This is a genomic window from Rahnella victoriana (assembly GCF_004330295.1).
Lineage (GTDB): Bacteria > Pseudomonadota > Gammaproteobacteria > Enterobacterales > Enterobacteriaceae > Rahnella > Rahnella victoriana.
In genome coordinates this window covers 33,306-53,245 of sequence record NZ_SJOJ01000023.1, presented here as the reverse complement: position 1 = coordinate 53,245, position 19,940 = coordinate 33,306, and the positions used below count along the sequence as shown (strand labels likewise).

Annotated in this window: 19 protein-coding genes; 3 read left to right on the top strand and 16 right to left on the bottom strand. The window is 55.3% G+C overall.

Features of this window, described 5'->3' with window-relative positions; all coding sequences use genetic code 11:
* Nucleotides 1-10: 10 nt before the first annotated feature.
* Nucleotides 11-2,290: a 5-methyltetrahydropteroyltriglutamate--homocysteine S-methyltransferase gene (gene metE / locus EYY67_RS18345; RefSeq protein WP_131694077.1), complete on the bottom strand. Its 2,280-nt coding sequence runs from the start codon at nt 2,288-2,290 to the stop codon at nt 11-13.
* A 104-nt stretch (nt 2,291-2,394) separates the two neighbouring features.
* Between metE and metR the strand changes: the two genes are divergently transcribed.
* A complete protein-coding gene (metR, locus tag EYY67_RS18340; protein WP_095924245.1) occupies nt 2,395-3,330 on the top strand; it encodes an HTH-type transcriptional regulator MetR in 936 nt (311 codons plus the stop codon).
* Here the strand turns inward: metR and EYY67_RS18335 are convergent.
* The gene (locus tag EYY67_RS18335; RefSeq protein ID WP_095924244.1) at nt 3,236-4,135 is read right to left on the bottom strand and encodes a carboxylate/amino acid/amine transporter; all 900 of its coding nucleotides are present in this window, start codon (nt 4,133-4,135) and stop codon (nt 3,236-3,238) included. The two genes, metR and EYY67_RS18335, sit on opposite strands and share 95 nt — an antisense overlap.
* A 213-nt stretch (nt 4,136-4,348) precedes the next feature.
* On the opposite strand from EYY67_RS18335, the gene EYY67_RS18330 reads away from it, so the two are divergent.
* Entirely contained in the window at nt 4,349-4,651 is a 303-nt protein-coding gene (locus EYY67_RS18330) for a DUF2756 domain-containing protein (RefSeq protein ID WP_131694076.1), read from the top strand.
* A gap of 56 nt (nt 4,652-4,707) precedes the next feature.
* Here EYY67_RS18330 and ugpQ read toward each other — a convergent pair whose 3' ends face one another.
* From ugpQ to EYY67_RS18275, 11 genes are all read right to left on the bottom strand, one after another.
* Nucleotides 4,708-5,448 (bottom strand): glycerophosphodiester phosphodiesterase, encoded by a 741-nt coding sequence (gene ugpQ / locus EYY67_RS18325; RefSeq protein WP_131694075.1) that lies wholly within the window; start codon nt 5,446-5,448, stop codon nt 4,708-4,710.
* 2 nt (nt 5,449-5,450) lie between these two features.
* Entirely contained in the window at nt 5,451-6,524 is a 1,074-nt protein-coding gene (locus EYY67_RS18320; RefSeq protein WP_131694074.1) for a sn-glycerol-3-phosphate import ATP-binding protein UgpC, read from the bottom strand.
* 5 nt (nt 6,525-6,529) lie between these two features.
* Nucleotides 6,530-7,375 (bottom strand): sn-glycerol-3-phosphate ABC transporter permease UgpE, encoded by an 846-nt coding sequence (gene ugpE, locus EYY67_RS18315; RefSeq protein WP_119825620.1) that lies wholly within the window; start codon nt 7,373-7,375, stop codon nt 6,530-6,532.
* Complete coding sequence (gene ugpA / locus EYY67_RS18310) at nt 7,372-8,259, bottom strand: sn-glycerol-3-phosphate ABC transporter permease UgpA (RefSeq protein ID WP_131694073.1); 888 nt, start codon at nt 8,257-8,259, stop codon at nt 7,372-7,374. Before ugpA ends, ugpE begins: the two co-directional genes overlap by 4 nt.
* A 182-nt stretch (nt 8,260-8,441) precedes the next feature.
* A complete protein-coding gene (gene ugpB, locus EYY67_RS18305) occupies nt 8,442-9,755 on the bottom strand; it encodes a sn-glycerol-3-phosphate ABC transporter substrate-binding protein UgpB (protein ID WP_131694072.1) in 1,314 nt (437 codons plus the stop codon).
* Nucleotides 9,756-9,976: 221 nt separating this feature from the next.
* Nucleotides 9,977-11,164, bottom strand: coding sequence for an aminotransferase-like domain-containing protein (locus EYY67_RS18300; protein ID WP_131694071.1), 1,188 nt, complete (start codon nt 11,162-11,164; stop codon nt 9,977-9,979).
* Between the two features lie 131 nt (nt 11,165-11,295).
* On the bottom strand, nt 11,296-11,997 hold the full coding sequence (gene livF, locus EYY67_RS18295) for a high-affinity branched-chain amino acid ABC transporter ATP-binding protein LivF (RefSeq protein ID WP_095924236.1): 702 nt from the start codon (nt 11,995-11,997) through the stop codon (nt 11,296-11,298).
* Nucleotides 11,998-12,010: 13 nt separating this feature from the next.
* On the bottom strand, nt 12,011-12,781 hold the full coding sequence (gene livG / locus EYY67_RS18290) for a high-affinity branched-chain amino acid ABC transporter ATP-binding protein LivG (RefSeq protein WP_013577465.1): 771 nt from the start codon (nt 12,779-12,781) through the stop codon (nt 12,011-12,013).
* Nucleotides 12,778-14,067 carry a high-affinity branched-chain amino acid ABC transporter permease LivM gene (locus EYY67_RS18285; RefSeq protein ID WP_119825616.1) on the bottom strand — a complete coding sequence of 430 codons (1,290 nt, stop codon included), beginning with the start codon at nt 14,065-14,067 and terminating at the stop codon, nt 12,778-12,780. Before EYY67_RS18285 ends, livG begins: the two co-directional genes overlap by 4 nt.
* A complete protein-coding gene (gene livH / locus EYY67_RS18280; RefSeq protein ID WP_095924234.1) occupies nt 14,064-14,990 on the bottom strand; it encodes a high-affinity branched-chain amino acid ABC transporter permease LivH in 927 nt (308 codons plus the stop codon). Before livH ends, EYY67_RS18285 begins: the two co-directional genes overlap by 4 nt.
* A gap of 162 nt (nt 14,991-15,152) precedes the next feature.
* Nucleotides 15,153-16,265, bottom strand: a complete 1,113-nt coding sequence (locus EYY67_RS18275) for a branched-chain amino acid ABC transporter substrate-binding protein (protein WP_131694070.1) — start codon at nt 16,263-16,265, stop codon at nt 15,153-15,155.
* Nucleotides 16,266-16,669: 404 nt separating this feature from the next.
* Here EYY67_RS18275 and panM point away from each other — a divergent pair, with 404 nt between their 5' ends.
* Entirely contained in the window at nt 16,670-17,050 is a 381-nt protein-coding gene (gene panM, locus EYY67_RS18270; protein ID WP_131694069.1) for an aspartate 1-decarboxylase autocleavage activator PanM, read from the top strand.
* Nucleotides 17,051-17,118: 68 nt separating this feature from the next.
* Here panM and rpoH read toward each other — a convergent pair whose 3' ends face one another.
* The 3 genes from rpoH to ftsE all read right to left on the bottom strand — a co-directional run bounded on the left by rpoH (nt 17,119) and on the right by ftsE (nt 19,937).
* Nucleotides 17,119-17,976, bottom strand: coding sequence for an RNA polymerase sigma factor RpoH (gene rpoH, locus EYY67_RS18265; RefSeq protein WP_131694068.1), 858 nt, complete (start codon nt 17,974-17,976; stop codon nt 17,119-17,121).
* A 318-nt stretch (nt 17,977-18,294) separates the two neighbouring features.
* Nucleotides 18,295-19,275, bottom strand: coding sequence for a permease-like cell division protein FtsX (ftsX, locus tag EYY67_RS18260; protein ID WP_095924230.1), 981 nt, complete (start codon nt 19,273-19,275; stop codon nt 18,295-18,297).
* On the bottom strand, nt 19,275-19,937 hold the full coding sequence (gene ftsE / locus EYY67_RS18255) for a cell division ATP-binding protein FtsE (protein WP_095924229.1): 663 nt from the start codon (nt 19,935-19,937) through the stop codon (nt 19,275-19,277). The genes ftsX and ftsE overlap by 1 nt, the downstream gene beginning before the upstream one ends.
* Nucleotides 19,938-19,940: the final 3 nt, after the last annotated feature.

The window sequence follows — 19,940 nt, the reverse complement described above, 5'->3', positions numbered from 1 at the left end:
CAGTGCAAAATCAGGCTTTCTCAGCGCGCAGGCGCCTGGCGGCTTTCACCATGTTTTCCAGCGACTCGCGGGTTTCCGGCCAGCCACGGGTTTTCAGGCCGCAGTCCGGGTTCACCCACAGGCGTTCTGCCGGAATACGATCCGCCGCTTTACGCAGCAGGTCTTCAATCCATTCCACGCTGGGTACATTCGGTGAGTGAATGTCATACACGCCCGGCCCGATTTCGTTCGGATACTCGAAGTCTTTGAACGACTCCAGCAGGTCCATATCGGAGCGTGAGGTTTCGATGGTGATCACATCCGCGTCCAGCGCGGCAATCGAGTCCATGATGTCGTTGAATTCGCAGTAACACATGTGGGTGTGGATCTGCGTGTCATCGCGGGCAATCGCCGCATTCAGTTTGAACGCATCCACGGCCCAGCGCAGGTAGGCGTTCCACTCAGACCGGCGCAATGGCAGGCCCTCGCGCAGTGCCGGTTCATCAATCTGGATAATACCGATACCGGCTTTTTCCAGATCTTCCACTTCGTCGCGCAGCGCCAGCGCAATTTGTCTGGCGATGGTTTCACGGCTGACATCTTCACGCGGGAAGGACCAGCAGAGAATGGTCAGCGGACCGGTCAGCATGCCTTTCACCGGTTTTTCAGTCAGCGACTGCGCGTACTTCGCCCACTCAACGGTGATGGCCTGCGGACGGCTGACGTCGCCGATAATCACCGGCGGTTTTACGCAACGTGAACCGTAGCTTTGTACCCAACCGTTTTGCGTGAACACAAAACCGTCCAGATGTTCGCCGAAATATTCCACCATGTCGTTACGTTCAGCTTCGCCGTGAACCAGCACGTCGATACCCAGACGTTCCTGTTCTTTAATGGCTTGTTTGATGTGCTCGCTGATGCCGGTACGGTATCTGGTGTTGTCCAGACGACCCTGTTTGAAGTCCAGACGCAGACCACGGATTTCGGTGGTTTGCGGGAATGAACCGATGGTGGTCGTCGGCCAGGCTGGCAGGTTGAAACGGGCGCGCTGCGCTTTGGCGCGTTCGGTGTAAACATTCGGGCGTTCAATATCTGCGGCAGTGATTGCCGCCACGCGTTTACCGACCGCCGGATTGTTCACACGGGCAGATTCACGGCGGGCGCGGATTGGCGCGCTGTACTCCGCCAGTTTTTGCTGCGCTTCAGCGGTCGGATTGTTCAGTGCCGAGGTCAGCAATGCCAGTTCTGCACATTTTTGCAGGGCGAAGGCGAACCAGCTTTTCACTTCCTCATCCAGACGGTTTTCGACGCTTAAGTCGATCGGGCTGTGCAGCAGCGAACAGGAGCTGCCGATCCAGATATTGCGCCCCGCCGCCAGCGGTTTCAGGCGGTCAAACCAGGTGCTCAGATCGGCGCGCCAGACGTTACGGCCATTGATGACACCCAGAGAAATCAGCCAGTCTTCAGGCAGTTTACTGATGACGGTTTGCAGGTCATCGCGACCGGCGACGGCGTCAATGTGCAGCCCCTGTACCGGCAACTGACGGATAGTGTCGAGGTTATGCCCGACGCTGTCGAAATAAGTGGTCAGCAGCAGTTTGGTTTTGCTCTGTTCCAGCGCGGTATAAGCCGGTTTATACGCATCCAGCCACTCCTGCGGCAGTTCCAGCACCAGAGCCGGTTCATCAATCTGCACCCATTCGATATCACGTTTTGCCAGTTCAGCCAGCACCTGCTGGTAGACCGGCAGAATGTCGTTGAGCAGGGAAAGACGGTCAAACTGTTCGCCTTTCACTTTGCCGAGCCACAGATAGGTCAGCGGCCCCAGCAGAACCGGTTTTACTTTGTGGCCGAGCGCCAGCGCTTCGTCCACTTCTTCCAGCAGTTGTGTCCAGCTCAGTTTGAATTTCTGCCCTTTGACAAACTCCGGCACCATATAGTGATAGTTGGTGTTAAACCATTTTGTCATTTCCGCAGCGGCAGCCGGTTTACCGGTCGGTGCGCGGCCACGGCCAAGACGGAATAAGGTATCGAGATCAACAGAGCCGTCGGCATTCTGGTGACGTGCGGGCACGTTTCCCAGTAACAGGCTGGTGGTGAGTACGTGATCGTACCAGGCGAAATCGCCCACCGGCACCAAATCCACGCCTGCTTCAGCCTGTTGCTTCCAGTGACGGGCGCGCAGTTCACGTCCGGTTGCCAGCAGTTCTTCCTGAGTGGAATTGCCTGCCCAGTAGCTTTCTTGTGCTTTTTTAAGTTCACGACGCAGACCAACGCGTGGAAAACCCAGAGTGTGATTTAGTATCGTCATCTTTTTAATTCCTGTTTAGCCATCCAGATGTTTACACATCCATAATCCGCAGGTACTGTATATTCCACAAGCGCAAATTATTCATGACACAGTGAAGGACTCTCATGATCGAACTGAAACACCTGCGAACGTTGCAAGCACTGCGCAACACCGGGTCACTGGCCGCAGCCGCCTCGCAGCTTCATCAGACACAATCGGCCCTGTCGCACCAGTTCAGTGACCTTGAGCAACGCCTCGGTTTCAGGTTGTTCGTGCGAAAAAGTCAGCCTTTGCGTTTTACCCCGCAGGGCGAAATCATGCTGAATCTGGCTGAACAGGTGCTGCCGCAAATCCAGCAGGCGTTACAGGCCTGCAACGAGCCGCACCAGACTTCACTGCGCATCGCGATTGAATGTCACAGCTGTATTCAGTGGCTGACGCCCGCGCTGGATAACTTCCATCAGAACTGGCCGCAGGTGATGATGGATTTCAAATCCGGCGTGACCTTCGACCCGCAGCCCGCGCTGCAACAGGGCGAGCTGGACATCGTATTAACCTCCGACATCCTGCCGCGCAGCGGTTTGCATTATTCGCCGATGTTCGATTTTGAAGTGCGTCTGGTGCTGGCTCCGGACCATCCGCTGGCGGCCAAAACGGTGATCACGCCGGAAGACCTCAGCACAGAAACGCTGATGATTTATCCGGTACAGCGTCAGCGTCTGGATATCTGGCGTCATTTTCTGCAACCGGCAGGGGTCAGCCCGTCACTGAAAAGTGTCGATAACACGTTGTTATTGATTCAGATGGTGTCGGCGAGAATGGGTATTGCGGCGTTACCGCACTGGGTCGTAGAGAGTTTTGAGCGCCAGGGTCTGGTGGTGACCAAAACCCTGGGCGATGGCTTATGGAGCCGCCTGTACGCTGCCGTGCGTGACGGCGAACAGCGTCAGCCGGTGACCGAAGCCTTTATTCGTTCGGCGCGGCAGCACGCGTGCGATCATCTGCCGTTTGTTCGCGACGCGGCACGACCCAACGCCGGTGTACCCACAGTGAGGACATAATCACGGCCGCACCGATGATAAAGCTCGGCCAGTGCGGCTGCTGTTGCCAGATCGCCAGATTCACCAGCAGCCCGGCCGGGACGTGAAAGTTATTCATAATCCCCAGCGTTCCCGCATCAACCTGCGTCGCCCCGTAGTTCCACATGAAATATCCCAGCCCGGAAGCGCCGATCCCCAGCCACACCAGAATGCCCCACTGTAAATTCGTGGTCGGCAGTTTCTGCGGATTGCCCCACAGGAACCACGCCACGACGGCACACAGCAGCGCGCCAAGATAGAACCAGGAAAACGCCGTGTGCTGCGGCATCGGCCGGGTTTCCATCAGTCGTTTGTAGCCCACCTGCCCGATGGCAAAACAGATATTTGCCGCCTGCACCAGCAGCAAGCCAATGATGAAGTGTTCGCTGATATGGTCGTAACGGATAATCGCTGCTCCGGCCACCGCCAGCAGGGCGCTGAGCGCATAGCCAATGCGGATTTTGCGGCCACTGATCAGGTCATAAATCAGCGTGACATACAGCGGCGTCATCACCGTGAACAACAGGAATTCCGGTACCGACAGGTAGAGATACGCCTCGAAGCTGATGAGATACATGATCCCAAGCTGCATCGCCCCGACCGCCATATACAGCAAAATGGTGGTGAGCTGATGGCCTTTCCAGCGCAGGAAAGGCAGAAAGACCAGCGCCGCCAGCCCTAAACGGACCAGCACGGAAAACACGCTGTCGACCTGTCCGGCCAGATAGACGCCGATCAGGCTGAAGGAGAAGGCCCACAAAATGGTGGTGATAATAAGTAAAGGCACGGCAGTTCGCCCTGTTTGTCAGTGAAAAGTGTGAAAGATGCACGATTGTAACGGAATGAGGGAAACCGCGACGGGTGAAGGTGGTTGACGTCTGTTCAATTATAGAGCAAACGAGAGCCACGCCACGCTTTGAGGGAATCGTGCGCTCAAATGACACGCCCGCCGCCGGGATGGCATACACTTAAACGATGACTGTAAATGGAGGATGACCTGATGAAATGTTTATATGGAATGCTCGCCGCGCTGCCATTGCTGTTTGCCGTGCAAACCGCCAGCGCCGCCGAAAAGGTACCGAATCCTAACGATCCGCTGCTGACCAACCCGTCGCAACAGCGTATGCAGCAGCAACAGCAAAACAATCAGCAGATGCAGAAACGTCAGCAGGAGCAGGATCTGCGTAACAGTCAGCAACAGCAACAACTCAAGCTGAAGTCGCAAATCCAGAGCAATCAGCAGCGTTTGCAGATCCAGCAAAATAACCAGACGCTGGGCCAGAAATTGAATCAGACACCTTAGTTAATCTTTCAGGCGCGGTGGTCACTGCGCCTGTTGTGTACTTTTAGCGCCATGTTCTAGGTAAAATCCGGTCCAATCACATCAATCTTATCGGTACAAATACAGTCCACGCCCCAGCCCAGTAATTCGCGGGCGCGCGCCGGATTATTCACCGTATACACCAGAATATGCAGTCCGGCGTCTTTGATGGCTTTAACGCGTTCTGCGTTGAGCAATTTATGATTGAGATGCAGCGAAACGCATTCCAGTTCGTCGGTCAGCGCTTTCCAGTCTTCGCGCCATTCGTCAATCAGCAGACCGCGTGGCAATTCCGGGGCGGCTTTTTTGGCGGCCATCAGCGCGTCGAATTCAAACGAGGAAAGCAGCGGCGGAATCGCCTGATCTTTCCATAATTCTCGGGCGGCCAGCGCGACGTCGGTGCCGGTTTTCTCATCCAGACCGGTGGTCGGTTTGATCTCGATATTCACCATCATGTGATGACGGGCGCAACGCTCTGCCACCTGCGCCAGCAGCGGCAGTTTCTCGCCTTTAAACGCAGCACCGAACCAGTCACCGGCGTCGAGTTGCTGAAGTTTTTCCCACGGCAAATCCCCGGCGACACCCCAGCCGTTGCTGGTGCGTTGCAGCGTGTCGTCATGCAGCAGGAAGATTTCCCCGCCCTGTGCCAGTTTGGCGTCAAATTCGATCATGGTGTGACCGTATTTTGCGCCCGTGTCGATGGCTGCGAGCGTATTCTCCGGCGCCAGTGCGCCGCCGCCACGGTGTGCCACAATGCGTGGATAGGGCCAGGCTTTCATGTTCATTCCATCCGTAATCCGCTGTGAGTATCGAAAAAGTGTAACGCTTTCGCCGGGAAATCCAAGCGCAACAGCGATCCGGCTGTCGGGAACACTTCATGCGATAAACGCACCACCACGCCGCTGCCCGCCAGCCTGCCGTGCGCCAGATTATCCGCACCCAGCAGTTCCAGCGTATTCAGCACCATCGGAATACCGTTTTGGGTGTCATCGGTCAGATGAATATGTTCAGGGCGAATACCGATCGTCAGCTCACGACCGCCCCATTCCGGACGCGGAACCGGCAGCGGCAACTCAAATCCGCCTTCCATCACCAGCGACGTACCGTCAGTGGTCAGCTGGCCGGGCAACAGATTCATGGCCGGAGAGCCAATAAAGCTGGCGACAAACAGGCTGGCCGGACGGCGGTAGACTTCCGACGGCGTCCCGATCTGCTCGGCGATGCCTTTGTTCATCACGATCACCCGCTCGGCCAGCGTCATGGCCTCGACCTGATCGTGCGTGACGTACAAACTGGTGGTGCGCAGACGACGGTGCAGTTGTTGCAGCTCGAGGCGCATCTGCACGCGCAGTTTGGCGTCGAGGTTGGAAAGCGGTTCATCGAACAGGAATACCGACGGTTCACGCACGATGGCGCGCCCCATCGCCACGCGCTGACGCTGACCGCCGGAAAGCTCGCGGGGCTTGCGTTTGAGCAGCGGGCCGAGTTCCAGAATACGCGCCGCTTCTTCGACGCGGGCGAGGATCTGCGCCTTACCGAAGCCACGAATTTTCAGGCCATATGCCATGTTGTCGAACACGGTCATGTGCGGATACAGCGCGTAGTTCTGGAACACCATCGCGATGCCACGGTCTTTCGGTTCCAGCTCGGTGACGCGCTGGTCGTTGATATAGATATCGCCGGACGTGGTACGTTCCAGCCCCGCCACCATTCTCAGCAGGGTCGATTTTCCGCAGCCGGAAGGCCCGACCATCACGATGAATTCGCCGTCGGCGACGTCCAGATCGATACTTTGAATGATCTGATTTTTGCCGTCGTAGGACTTGGTCACTGCCTGTAATTTCAAATTTGCCATTTCAGTTACTTCTCACTGTCTACCAGGCCGCGCACAAACCAGCGCTGCATCAGAAGCACCACCGCCAGCGGTGGTAATAAGGTCAGGATCATGGCCGCCATCACCTGATTCCATTGCGTCGAGCCATCGCCGGAGGAAATCATGCTTTTAATCCCCGCCACCGCCGTCCCCATCGAGGCATCGCTGGTGATCAGAATCGGCCACAAATATTGGTTCCAGCCATAAATAAAGGTGATGACGAACAGCGCCGCGAGATTGGTTTTCGACAGCGGCAACACGATGTCCCAGAAGAAGCGCATCGCGCCCGCGCCGTCGATACGCGCCGCTTCCAGCAGTTCATCCGGCAGGGTCATAAAGAACTGGCGGAACAGGAAGGTCGCGGTCGCCGAGGCCATCAGCGGCAACGTCAGGCCGGTGTAGCTGTCGAGCATATGCAGATTGGCGATCACCTGTACGGTTGGGAAAATACGCACTTCCACCGGCAGCATCAGCGTCATAAAAATCAGCCAGAAGAACAGGTTACGCAGCGGAAAACGGAAATAGACAATCGCGTAAGCCGAGAGCATCGACACCGAAATCTTACCGACGGTGATCACCATCGCCATGATGAAGCTGTTGATCAGCAAACGACCAAACGCCGGGCTGTTGTTGCCTGCGCCCTGCGTCCAGATGGTGCTGATGTTTTCCCACAAATGCGTGCCGGGGATCAGCGTCATCGGCACATCAAAAATCTGTGTGTTATCCAGCGAAGCCGCCACAAACGCGACGTACAGCGGGAATAAAATCACCAGCACGCCGAGCAGCAGCATGATGTGGCTGAAGATATCCAGCCCTCTGCGGTTTTCAATCATTGGTAACGCACCTTACGTTCGACGAAACGGAACTGAATGAACGTCAGGCCGATCACCAGCATCATCAGGATCACGGACTGCGCGGCGGAACTGGACAGGTCCAGACCGGCAAAACCTTCGCGATACACTTTGTAGATAAGCGTGGTAGTCGCCTGCACCGGGCCACCGGCTGTCGCGGCATCAATCACCGGGAAGGTATCAAAGAAGGCGTAAACCAGATTGACCACCAGCAGGAAGAAGCTCACCGGTGAAATCAGCGGCAGCACCAGATGGAAGAAGCGTCGTATCGGGCCTGCCCCGTCAATAGCCGCCGCTTCTACCAGTGATTTGGGGATCGACTGCAACGCCGCGAGAAAGAACAGGAAGTTGTAACTGATTTGCTTCCAGACCGACGCCAGCACCACCAGGAACATCGCCTGACCGCTGTTTTGCGCGTGGTTCCAGTTGTAGCCCATCGAGCCTAAGAAATGGGTGATCAGGCCCAGACCGGGGCTGAACAGGAACATCCACAAGACGGCGGCCACCGCAGGCGCAACGGCGTAAGGCAGGATCATCAGCGTCTGATAAATCCGGCTGCCGCGTACCACATGATCGACCAGCGCCGCGAAAAACAGCGAAACCGCCAGCCCGATAAAGGCCACCATAAAGCTGAATTTCAGCGTGGTGTAGAAAGAGTCGAGATAGTACGGATCCTGAAACAGCTGCGTGAAGTTAGTCAGACCGGCAAACTCGCTGGATAAGCCGAACGGATCCAGCGTCTGCACCGAATACCACAATGCCTGACCGGCAGGCCACAGGAAAAATATCGCGGTGATTAACAGCTGCGGCAACACCAGCGCGTAGGGCAACCAGCTGCAACCAAAACCGGGACGGTGTGAACTCATGATGGTTTACTCGTTGATATAAAAGACTCCCCGAAAGGGAGCAAACCAGGTTGGTTTTGAATTTAGCTTTTGGCTCCTCCCCCTGCGAAGGGGGAGGTTGGGAGGGGGTTTGGCAAGCGACTGAGTTGTCTTTGATACCCCACCCCAGCCCTCCCCTTCGCAGGGGAGGGAGCAAAACGGGATTACTTAGTAGAAGCTTCGAAGCGACGGAGTAACAAATTCCCGCGCTGTACTGCAGTGTCTAACGCTTCTTTAGCCGTTTTCTTGCCGCTCCACACGCTCTCCAGTTCTTCATCCACGATGGTACGGATCTGCGGCATGTTGCCCAGACGCAGACCTTTGGTGAACGGTAACGGTGGCTTGTTCAGCATCTGGCGGGTAGCAACGTCAGAACCCGGGTTTTTCTCGTAGAAGCCGTCTTTTTTGGTCAGCTCATACGCTGCCGTGGTGACCGGCAGATAACCGGTTTTCTGGTGCCATTCGGCGGCGATTTCCGGCGTGGTCAGGAATTGCAGGAATTCGGCAACGCCTTTGTAGGTGTCTTTGTCTTTGCCGTTCATCACCCACAGGCTTGCACCGCCGATGATGGCGTTTTGTGGCGCGCCTTTGATGTCCGCGTCGTAAGGCATCATGCCTACGCCGTAGTTGAATTTGGAATACTGACGGATATCCGCCAGCGAACCGGAAGACGCGGTGGTCATCGCACAATCGCCGTTGTAAAACTTGGCAGTGGATTCATCTTTACGACCAAAATAGGTGAAATCACCTTTTTTGTTCATGTCTTCCAGCATCTGAATGTGCTTGATTTGCTCAGGTTTATTGAATTCCAGTACCGCATCTGTGCCATCGAAACCGTTGTTTTTGGTGGCGATCGGCAGACCGTGCCAGGCGCTGAAGTTCTCAATCTGGATCCAACCCTGCCAGCCGCTGGCGTAACCACATTTCATGCCCGCTTCACGCAGTTTCTCGGTGTACGCGGCCATGTCCTGCCAGGTTTTTGGCGGCTGATCCGGGTTAAGACCGGCTTTCTTAAAGGCATCTTTGTTGTAATACAGCACCGGCGTGGAGCTGTTGAAAGGCTGCGACAGCAGACGGCCTTTGGAATCGGAGTAATAACCGGAAACGGTCGGCACAAACTGAGAAACGTCTTCTTTAATGCCTGCATCGCTGAACACTTCGTTAACCGGTTTGATGGCTTTGCTGGCCATCATGGTCGCGGTGCCCACTTCGTAAACCTGCAAAATCGCCGGAGCATTACCGGTACGGTATGCCGCGATACCGGCCGCCAGACTTTCGTCGTATTTGCCTTTATAGACAGGCACGATTTTGACATCAGGGTGCGTCTGGTTAAAACGGTCGGCCAGCGAGTTCACTTCTTTGCCTAATTCGCCGTCCATTGAGTGCCAGAAAGGAATTTCTGTCACAGCGAATGCATTGGCGCTGAAAGCCAGCGTCAGCGCGGTGCCGATGACCGTTTTTTTGAGGTTGATGAACATGCCTGTCTCCTGAATTCTGCTGGTGTGCTGCAAGTGCAGAGAAATAATGGATGTTAAGAAACGTTTTTAATCGCTGGTAAAATGACACGGCTAAATGACAGAAAAATAACCGTTAAATGACAATGAAGTGACAGCAGCATGAAGTGCAGGTGACGAACAGATGGCAAAAAATAAGGCGCATCGGGTTAACGATGCGCCTCAGGGAAGACGAAAAAGAGGAATTACAGTGCGCGTTTCAGACGGGCGACCGCCTCGTGCATTTGTTCTTCCGTCGCGGTGGCGAAGGACAGACGGAAGGTCGAGTGATCCGGATTATCGGCATAGAAGAATTCGCCCGGCACAAACACCACGCCCTGCTCCAGCGTCTTTTTCATCCACTCCGCGCAGTTACGCGGTTCGCGGAAGCGCGCCCACAGGAACATACCGCCTTTCGGGTATTCAAAGGTCAGTACGTCTCCCAGTTCGCTTTCCAGCAGTCCGGCCATGATCTGACATTTCTTTTTGTACGCCGCACGGATGGTTTCGATCTGCTTCGGCAGACGGCCCAGACCGAGATAGTATTCCGCGATAGTCTGCGACAGCGCGCTGGCGTGCAGATCCGCAGCCTGTTTGATGATGGCGACTTTATGCAGCAACCAGTCAGGCATAATTACCCAGCCCAGACGCAGGCCCGGTGCCAGAATTTTGGAGAACGTCGAGGTGTAGATGATGTTCTCCGCGTGACCGAACAGCGCCTTCGACAGCTCGAACAGCGTCGGCTGGCGTTCATCGGTGAATCGCAGTTCGCCGTACGGGTCATCTTCGACGATCAGGAATTCATGCTCTGCCGCCAGTTTCACCAGTTGCTCACGACGGGCGCGGCTCAGGGTCACACCGCTCGGGTTGCCGAACGTGGGCACCAGATACACGCCTTTGATTTTCTGCGTTTTCAGCAGTTCCGCCAGTTCGTCGACAATCATGCCGTCGCCGTCAGAACCGACGGACAGCAGTTTGGCTTCGGCCAGTTCCAGCGTCTGTAACGCCGCCAGATAGGTCGGGCGTTCCACCACGAAAACGTCATCCGGGTTCACCACAGCGCGCATCACCAGATCCAGCGCCTGCTGAGAGCCTGCGGTGACCACGATATCGTCCGGGCTTGCGACCACGCCACGTTGCTGACAAAGCTCAGCAATACGCTCACGCAGCGTATAACTGCCTTCGGTCAGACCATACTGGAATGCGTGTTCCGGTTGTTCGGTAATCGCCAGTTGGGTGGCTTCACGCAGACCGTCGAAATCAAAAAGCGCCGAAGAAGGAATACCACCCGCCAGCGAAATAACGCCTTCCATCTTGCTGTGTTTCAGCAATTCCCGGATGGCTGAACTTTTGAGCCTGACCATACGGGCGGCGAGTAAACCTTCTGTGTTCATGACATGTTCCTGATGATGTGCAAAGTTATACGAATGTAAGAGATGTTAATTTATAGACAAAATAAAAACCGCAAAGCGCTTGCCGTGCGGTTTACCAGATTTATCACAGATTTTTAAAATGTGAAGCCACTTTATGCGCCGAGATAGGCCGCACGCACCGCTTCGTTCGCCAGCAAGGCCGCGCCGGTATCTTCCAGTACCACATGACCGTTCTCCAGCACATAACCGCGATCGGCGAGTTTCAGCGCCTGATTGGCGTTTTGCTCGACCAGGAAGATGGTCATCCCTTCTTCGCGCAACTGCTGGATGGTGTCGAAAATCTGCTGGATGATGATCGGGGCCAGCCCCAGCGACGGCTCATCGAGCAGCAGCAGACGCGGCTGGCTCATCAGCGCACGGCCGATTGCCAGCATCTGTTGCTCACCGCCGGACATGGTGCCGGAACGCTGAACGCGACGCTCTTTCAGGCGCGGGAACAGCGTAAACACGCGCTCCAGCCGGGCATGAAACTGATCGCGGGTGGCAAAGAATCCGCCCATCGCCAGATTCTCTTCCACCGTCATGCGGGAAAACACCCGACGGCCTTCCGGCACAATCGCGATATCGCCGCGCATGATTTTGGCGGTCTGCCACTGCGTGATGTCCTGCCCTTCGAAAATGATCGCGCCGTGGGAGGCACGCGGTTCGCCACATAAACTGCCGAGCAGCGTGGTTTTACCCGCGCCGTTCGCGCCGATCAGCGTGACGATTTCGCCTTTGTTAATACTCAGACTGACTTCATGCAGCGCCTGAATTTTGCCGTAATGGGCTGATACCTGATTGAATGACAACATCTTGTTCTGTCCCTTAACCTTCGCCTAAATAGGCGCGGATCACGTCAGGATTATTACGAATTTCAGCCGGTGTGCCTTGTGCCAGCGGCGTGCCCTGATTCACCACGTAGATGCGGTCAGAAATGCCCATCACCAGTTTCATGTCGTGCTCAATCAGCAGCACCGACACGTTGTGCTGGTTACGCAATTCCGCAATCAGCTGGTTCAGCTCTTCGGTTTCACGCGGGTTAAGACCGGCAGCCGGTTCATCGAGCATCAGGATTTCCGGCCGCGTGACCATGCAGCGGACGATTTCCAGACGGCGTTGCTGGCCGTAGGCCAGATTGCCCGCCTGACGGTTGGCCAGTTCAAGTAATCCGACACGTTCCAGCCAGTCGGCAGCGCGATCCAGCGCATCGGCTTCGGCGCGACGGAAACCCGGCGTTTTGAACAGCCCCGCCAGTACGCCGCTTTTCAGGTGCTGATGCTGGGCAACCAGCAGGTTTTCAATCACCGTCATTTCACGAAACAGTCGCACGTGCTGGAAAGTACGCACCACGCCCATGCGGGCAATTTTCTGCCCCGGCAAGCCTTCCAGATGCTGATCACGCAGCTTAATGGTGCCGCCGCTCGGTTTATAGAAACCGGTCAGGCAGTTAAATACCGTGGTTTTACCGGCACCGTTCGGGCCGATCAGCGAAACAATTTCGCCCTGGTTGAGGTTCAGCGCCACGTTGTTGACCGCCAGCAGGCCGCCAAAACGCATCATCAGACCTTCAACCGCTAACAGAGGTTGCGTGCTCATGCCTGTTCCCCCTGATCCGCGATTTGTTTCTTCGATAATTTCAGTTTCAGCTGCGGACGTTTCATCGGCAGCAAGCCCTGCGGACGCCAGATCATCATCAGCACCATTAACGCACCGAGCAGTAACATGCTGTATTCGTTGAGATCACGCATCAGCTCGCGGGAAACCACCAGCAGAATCGCCGCCAGAATGACCGCAAACTGCGAGCCCATCCCGCCGAGTACCACGATAGCCAGCACGAAGGCAGATTCCGCAAAGGTGAAGGATTCCGGGCTGACAAAGCCCTGACGCGCGGCGAACAGCGTACCGGCGAAACCGGCAAACGCAGCGCTGATGGTGAACGCAGTCAGTTTGATTCGGGTCGGGTTCAGCCCCAGCGAACGGCAGGCAATTTCATCCTCACGCAACGCTTCCCACGCGCGGCCCAGCGGCATCCGCAACAGACGGTTGATGATGAACAAGGTGGCGATCACCAGCAGCAGCGCCACCATGTACAGGAAGATAATGCGGTCACTCGGGTCATAGGCAACATGGAAGAAGTTGCTGAAGGTATCCCAGCCGCCGTCGCGTGGCGTCCGGCTGAACTCCAGCCCGAACAGCGTCGGTTTCGGGATCTGGCTGATGCCGTTCGGCCCGCCGGTCAGTTCGGTATTATTGAGCAGCAGGATACGGACGATTTCGCCGAATCCGAGCGTCACAATCGCCAGATAATCTCCGCGCAACCGCAGCACCGGGAATCCGAGCAGGAAACCAAAGGCTGCTGACACCAGTCCGGCCAGCGGCAAGGCTTCCCAGAATCCGATGCCGTAATAGTGATTGAGCAGCGCGTAAGTGTAAGCGCCGATGGCGTAAAAGCCGCCGTAACCCAGTACCAGCAGGCCGGACAGCCCGACCACCACGTTCAGACCGAGGCCGAGCATGATGTAGATCAGGGTCAGTGTGGCGATATCCACCGTGCCGCGCGAGACGATAAACGGCCAGGCAATGGCAGCGATAATCAGCACCAGCGCCAGCAGTTTTTGTTTCGGCGTCGAGCCATCAAAGCTTGGCAACACCCAGCCCGGCCCCGAGACTTTTTTCAGGCCGCTGCTGACCATCGGACGGAATAACTGGAACACGAAGACGATGGCGCAGCCGATGGCAATCCACGTCCAGCGAACCTGACCCGCGCCGTTGACCACCAGTTTTGTGCCATCAAGGCCCAGTTGCAGGCCCATGATGAACGCCGCCAGCACCAGCAGGACGAAAGCGGAAACCAGCGCATTTAACAGATTCAGGCGCTTCATACTTTCTCAACCTCCGGACGGCCAAGAATACCGGTCGGCAGCACCAGCAGCACCACGATCAGTAATGCGAAGGACACCACGTCTTTATATTCAGTGCTCAGATACGCCGAGGTCAGCGCTTCGGCCACGCCCAAAATCAGGCCGCCGATCATCGCGCCCGGAATACTGCCAATGCCGCCGAGAACCGCAGCGGTGAAAGCTTTCATGCCGGCCATAAAGCCGATGTACGGGTTGATCACGCCATAGAACTGACCGAGCAGAACGCCCGCGACGGCCGCCATTAACGCGCCAATCACGAAGGTCAGGGAAATTACGCGGTCAGTGCTGATCCCCAGCAGGCTGGCCATTTTCAGATCTTCCGCACAGGCGCGGCAGGCACGACCCATACGCGAATAACGGATGAACAGGGTCAGCGCCAGCATCGCGACAAACGTGACGATCCAGATGATTAACTGCATGGTGCTGATGGTCGCCGCAAAGCCGTTGGCTTCGCCCAGTTTCCACTGGCCGGTGACGAGGCTTGGTAAAGCGAGATCGCGTGAGCCTTGCGTGAGGCTGACGTAGTTTTGCAGAAAAATTGACATCCCGATGGCGGAAATCAGTGCAATCAGTCGTTTGGAGTTACGCACCGGCTTATACGCCACGCGTTCAATGCTCCAGCCGTAGGCACTGGAAATCACAATCGCGGCGATAAAACCGGCACCGATCAGCAACCAGCTGGCGTCGATACCCATCATCATCAGAGCGGCGATTACGATAAAGGAGACATAACTGCCGATCATATACACCTCGCCGTGGGCGAAGTTGATCATGCCGATAATGCCGTAAACCATGGTGTAACCAATGGCGATCAGCGCATAAGTACTGCCCAACGTGACACCGTTGAACATCTGCTGAATGAAATAGAGGAACTGCTCTGACATACCCTATCCTTATTAATCAAGGGTTTGATAACTTGTGCTACTCCTCCCCCTGCGAAGGGGGAGGTTGGGAGGGGGTTTTGCAAACAACGCCGTTGCCATTAATACCCCACCCCAGCCCTCCCCTTCGCAGGGGAGGGAGCGGAGAACCACTTTGGTGCGGTTTTATTTGATCGGGGTAGACGTGCCGTCTTTATGCCACTCGAAAATACCGAATTCGAATCCTTTCAGGTCACCTTTCTCATCCCAGCTCAGCGGGCCCATGACGGTATCCACTGACGCTGATTTCAGGTTTTTGGCGATATCTGCCGGTTCCATGCTGCCGCTGCGTTCCATACCGGTGGTCAGCGCCTGCAATGCAGCGTAAGTCGTCCAGACGAACGGACCGGTTGGATCCAGTTTCTTGGCTTTCAGGGCATCGACGATTGGCTGGTTAGCCGGAACCTGATCGTAACGTTTTGGCAGGGTTACCAGCATGCCTTCGGAAGCATCGCCGGCGATGTTAGACAGTGAGGAGTTGCCTACGCCTTCCGGACCCATGAATTTCGCTGCCAGACCCGCTTGTTTTGACTGACGCAGGATCTGCCCCATTTCCGGGTAGTAACCGCCGAAATAGACGAAATCGACGTTTTCTTTCTTCAGACGCGCCACCAGTGTGGAGAAGTCTTTGTCGCCTGCGGTCACGCCTTCAAACAGCACCACGTTGCCGCCGCCTTTTTTCAGCGCGTCCTGTACGGAACGGGCCAGGCCTTCGCCGTATTGCTGTTTGTCATGCACAACAGCGATACGTTTTGGTTTGATGGTGTCGAGGATGTATTTCGCGGCAGTCGGACCCTGATCGGAATCCAGACCGGTGGTGCGCATCACCATTTTATAACCACGGGTGGTCAGGTCAGCGTTGGTCGCAGCCGGGGTGATCATCAGCACGCCTTCATCTTCATAGATGTCAGAAGCAGGCTGAGTAGAGGAAGAGCACAGGTGGCCGATCACATAACGGATACCGTCGTTGATCACTTTGTTCGCTACCGCCACCGCTTGTTTCGGGTCACAGGCATCGTCATATTCCACGCCAACCAGTTTGTCACCTTTCACGCCGCCTTTGGCGTTGATGTCAGCGATGGCTTGTTTTGCACCTGTAAATTCCATGTCACCGTACTGGGCGACCGGACCTGACATAGCACCCACAATGGCGACTTTAATATCTTTGGCGAATGCCGCCTGACTCATTGCTAATGCAATACACCCTGCCAGCCAGATCTTACCCTTCATTGCTTTCATCCGATTACCCCGTTCATGTGTGTGTTGTGGTTTGCTCTTTGTTGCCTGTTTAAAACTTCATCACTTAGGAAATTTAGTATAAGTAATAACGAGTTAACGGCTTATTTCGTCTTATTTTCGAATAAGACTTTATAATTCATATCATTAAACAGGAATTTTCTTCTGCAAATCAAATAGCACAATCAGAAATATGAGGTGTAAACAGAATTTTATTTGGGTGAAAAGGCGGAGTGGATGTAAACAATCAGTCGTTAACACTGGCTTTATTGATTAAAGCCAACATTTATCGCTTATGCAGAGATCGCTAAAAAACTTTTCGACCTGTTACTGTACAAAAAAAGTTACGCCCGTTCTGCAGAACGATCCGCTACACTGATCGCCTCCTTTTTCTGACCTTCCGCATCATGAAACTAACTATCCAAAAACTGACGTCACTCAGCGCGCAGGACCTGATCGATCTGGCAAAAATCTGGCCGGAGCAAACCGAAAGTGACTGGCAAGCCAGCCTGCAAAACGACCTTGCGCTGTTTGCGGCGGTGTTTAATGAACGCATTCTGGGCGCAGTGAAAATCACCCTCGACGGCGATCAGGGGCAACTCAGCGATCTGCGGGTGCGGGAAGTGACGCGCCGTCGCGGTGTCGGGCTGTATCTGATGGAAGAGTTGCAGGCGCAACTGCCGCAAGTGAAAAGCTGGACGATGCACGCAGAGCCGGAACCCGTGCTGAATGCCTTTATGCAGGCCTGTGGTTTTGTGCGTGAAGGGAATGTCTGGAAAAAATCCTGAAGGCTGAATTTCAGGTATAAAAAAAGCGACCATAAAGGTCGCTTTTTAACAGAGTAAATCTGCGTTTATCAGGCTTCGATCGCCATACGCAGTTTCTTCATCGCGTTCTTTTCCAGCTGACGAACACGTTCTGCGGAAACACCGTACTTGTCGGCGAGTTCCTGCAGGGTCGATTTGTTATCGTCGTCTAACCAGCGGGCACGGATGATATCCTGGCTGCGTTCGTCCAGACCTTCCATTGCACTGGAAAGTTTGTCGGTCGCGTCCTGATCCCAGTTATCTTCTTCGATGGTTTCTGCAAAGTCAGAACTTTTGTCTTGCAGATACAGCATCGGTGCCATCGCTGCGCCGTCGCGTGGTTCATCATCCGGGGTCGGATCAAACGTCATGTCCTGTGCTGCCATGCGTGATTCCATTTCCAGCACATCTTTGCTGGTGACACCCAGTTCGCGGGCAACATGCTCCACTTCGTCATGGCTGAACCAGCCCAGACGCTGTTTGTTTTTGCGCAGGTTGAAGAACAATTTACGCTGCGCTTTGGTGGTGGCGACTTTCACGATGCGCCAGTTACGCAGCACATATTCGTGAATTTCAGCTTTGATCCAATGCACGGCAAAGGACACCAGACGCACACCGACTTCCGGATTAAAACGGCGAACCGCTTTCATCAGGCCGATATTCCCTTCCTGGATAAGGTCTGCCTGTGGCAAACCGTAACCTGAATAGTTGCGGGCAATGTGAGCAACAAAGCGCAGGTGAGACAGGATCAGCTCTTTCGCTGCTTCCAGGTCACCGTTGTAATGCAGCCGTTCAGCCAGTGCCCGTTCTTCCTCTGCGGTGAGCATAGGATAGGCATTGGCGGCCCGAACATAGGCTTCCAGGCTACCTTGGGGTACTAATGCTAAAGTGCGCATTTCTTTGGTCATTCAAGCCTCTCATGTATGACGTAATGCAGGTTTTATACCACGTTGCTGCGGGATGATACCGCTACGTTGCTGGCCTTAAGGGGCGACAACAAAGCAACGCCGAGCCCTTCATATTCGCTGCTCTACGACCACGAATTTTACATAAAGTTCACGGACAGATTCAACAGTCTGATGACTGTAAGTGACAGACTGACTATTGGATAGTGAATTTGTGCCATTGCAGGGGAAGCAGGAAAATGACGGGACGATATAGCAAGAATCGGCTGTTCCCCTGAACACAAAGACTGAGCAGCAGGGGAACATTATAGCAAATTCTCACTACTGTGGTGTAAATCGCCGTAAATGTTGAACCGTCGCCAGCCAGGCGGCAATCCAGCCAATCATTGCGGACACGATCAGCAGCAGCAGGCTTTCATCCCAGCCCAGACCGTGCAGGTCAAACGTCGTGCCGAACACTTGTGCGACCTGAGTCACCACGCTCTCAAGGCGCAGCACCAGGACTTCCGAGAGGATCAGCGACAGCAACGCGCCGGTGAAACCGAGCATCGCCCCCCCGTTGAGGAACGGCCGCAAAATGAATCCGTCGGTCGCGCCAATCAGCTTCATCACGTTGATGGTATCGCGACGGCTGAAGATACTCAGTCGCACACTGTTACCAATCACCAGGAAGACGGCGATCACCATCAGGATGCCAATCATCGCCGCAATCTGCCCCACCAGACCGGTCAGCGCCGCAAGACGGGCAAACCAGCTGTCATCCATACGCACTTCATCCACGCCATGCACCGCCGCCACGCGGTCGCGCAAGGTGTTGAGTGTGGCGGAGTCCTGGAAATTCATTTTCGGCGTGATAATGGCGACGGCAGGCAGCGGATTTTGCTCCAGCATGTCCATCGCGCCGCCAAAGCCTGACCAGTTGCGGAATTCACCCATCGCTTCTTCTCGGGAGAGATAATTGACTTTATCCACGCCCGCTTCAGTTTTCAGGGTTTTCACCACATTTTCTGCGGCGTCATCATCCAGTGCTTTGTCGAGATACACGGTCAGTTGCGGCGTCGGATACCACTGTTCTGCGGCGGTACTGACGTTTTTCCACACCAGATAGCAGACACTCGGCAACGTCAGGGAGATGGCAATGACCATCACCGTAAGCAGCGTCGCCAGCGGCTGACGCAGCATGTCAGCCAGCGCGTTCATCCACGCATAGCGCCACTGTTCGCGCCAGCCACCCTGCAACGCTTTGCTTTTCGCGGCGCGGGCACTTTTGGCGGTTTTCGCCGGGTTCGGACTGTTCGCCATTAGTACATCCCTCCCGACATACGCCCCTGACTCAGCGTCAGCGTGCGGTAATTACGACGGGCAATCAGACCCACGTCATGCGTCGCCATCAGAACGGTGACGCCGACACGGTTAAATTCTTCGAATAAACGCAAAATGCCTTCCGACAATTCGCCGTCGAGGTTACCGGTCGGTTCATCCGCCAGCAGCACCGCCGGTTTATTCACCACCGCACGGGCGATGCCCACACGTTGCTGTTCCCCGCCGGAAAGCTGGATTGGCAGATTCTTCGCTTTATCCAGTAATCCCACTTTATCCAGCGCAGCCGACACGCGACGGCGGATATCTTCGCTGCTGGCCCCGGAAATGATCAGTGGCATTGCCACGTTGTCATAGACGGTACGATCCATCAGCAGATGGTGATCCTGAAAGATCATGCCGATCTGGCGACGCAGGAACGGCACTTCGCTGGATTTCAGACGGCTGATGTCATGACCGCCAAACAAAATGTGACCGGCGCTCGGGCGTTCAATGCCGCAAATCAGCTTGAGCAGGGTACTTTTCCCTGCGCCTGAGTGTCCGGTCAGAAATGCCATTTCCGCTTGCTGGATGTGAAAGTTGACGCCCTGAAGCGCCTGTCGTCCGCCCAGATAAGCTTTACTGACCTGTTCAAAGCGAATCATCCG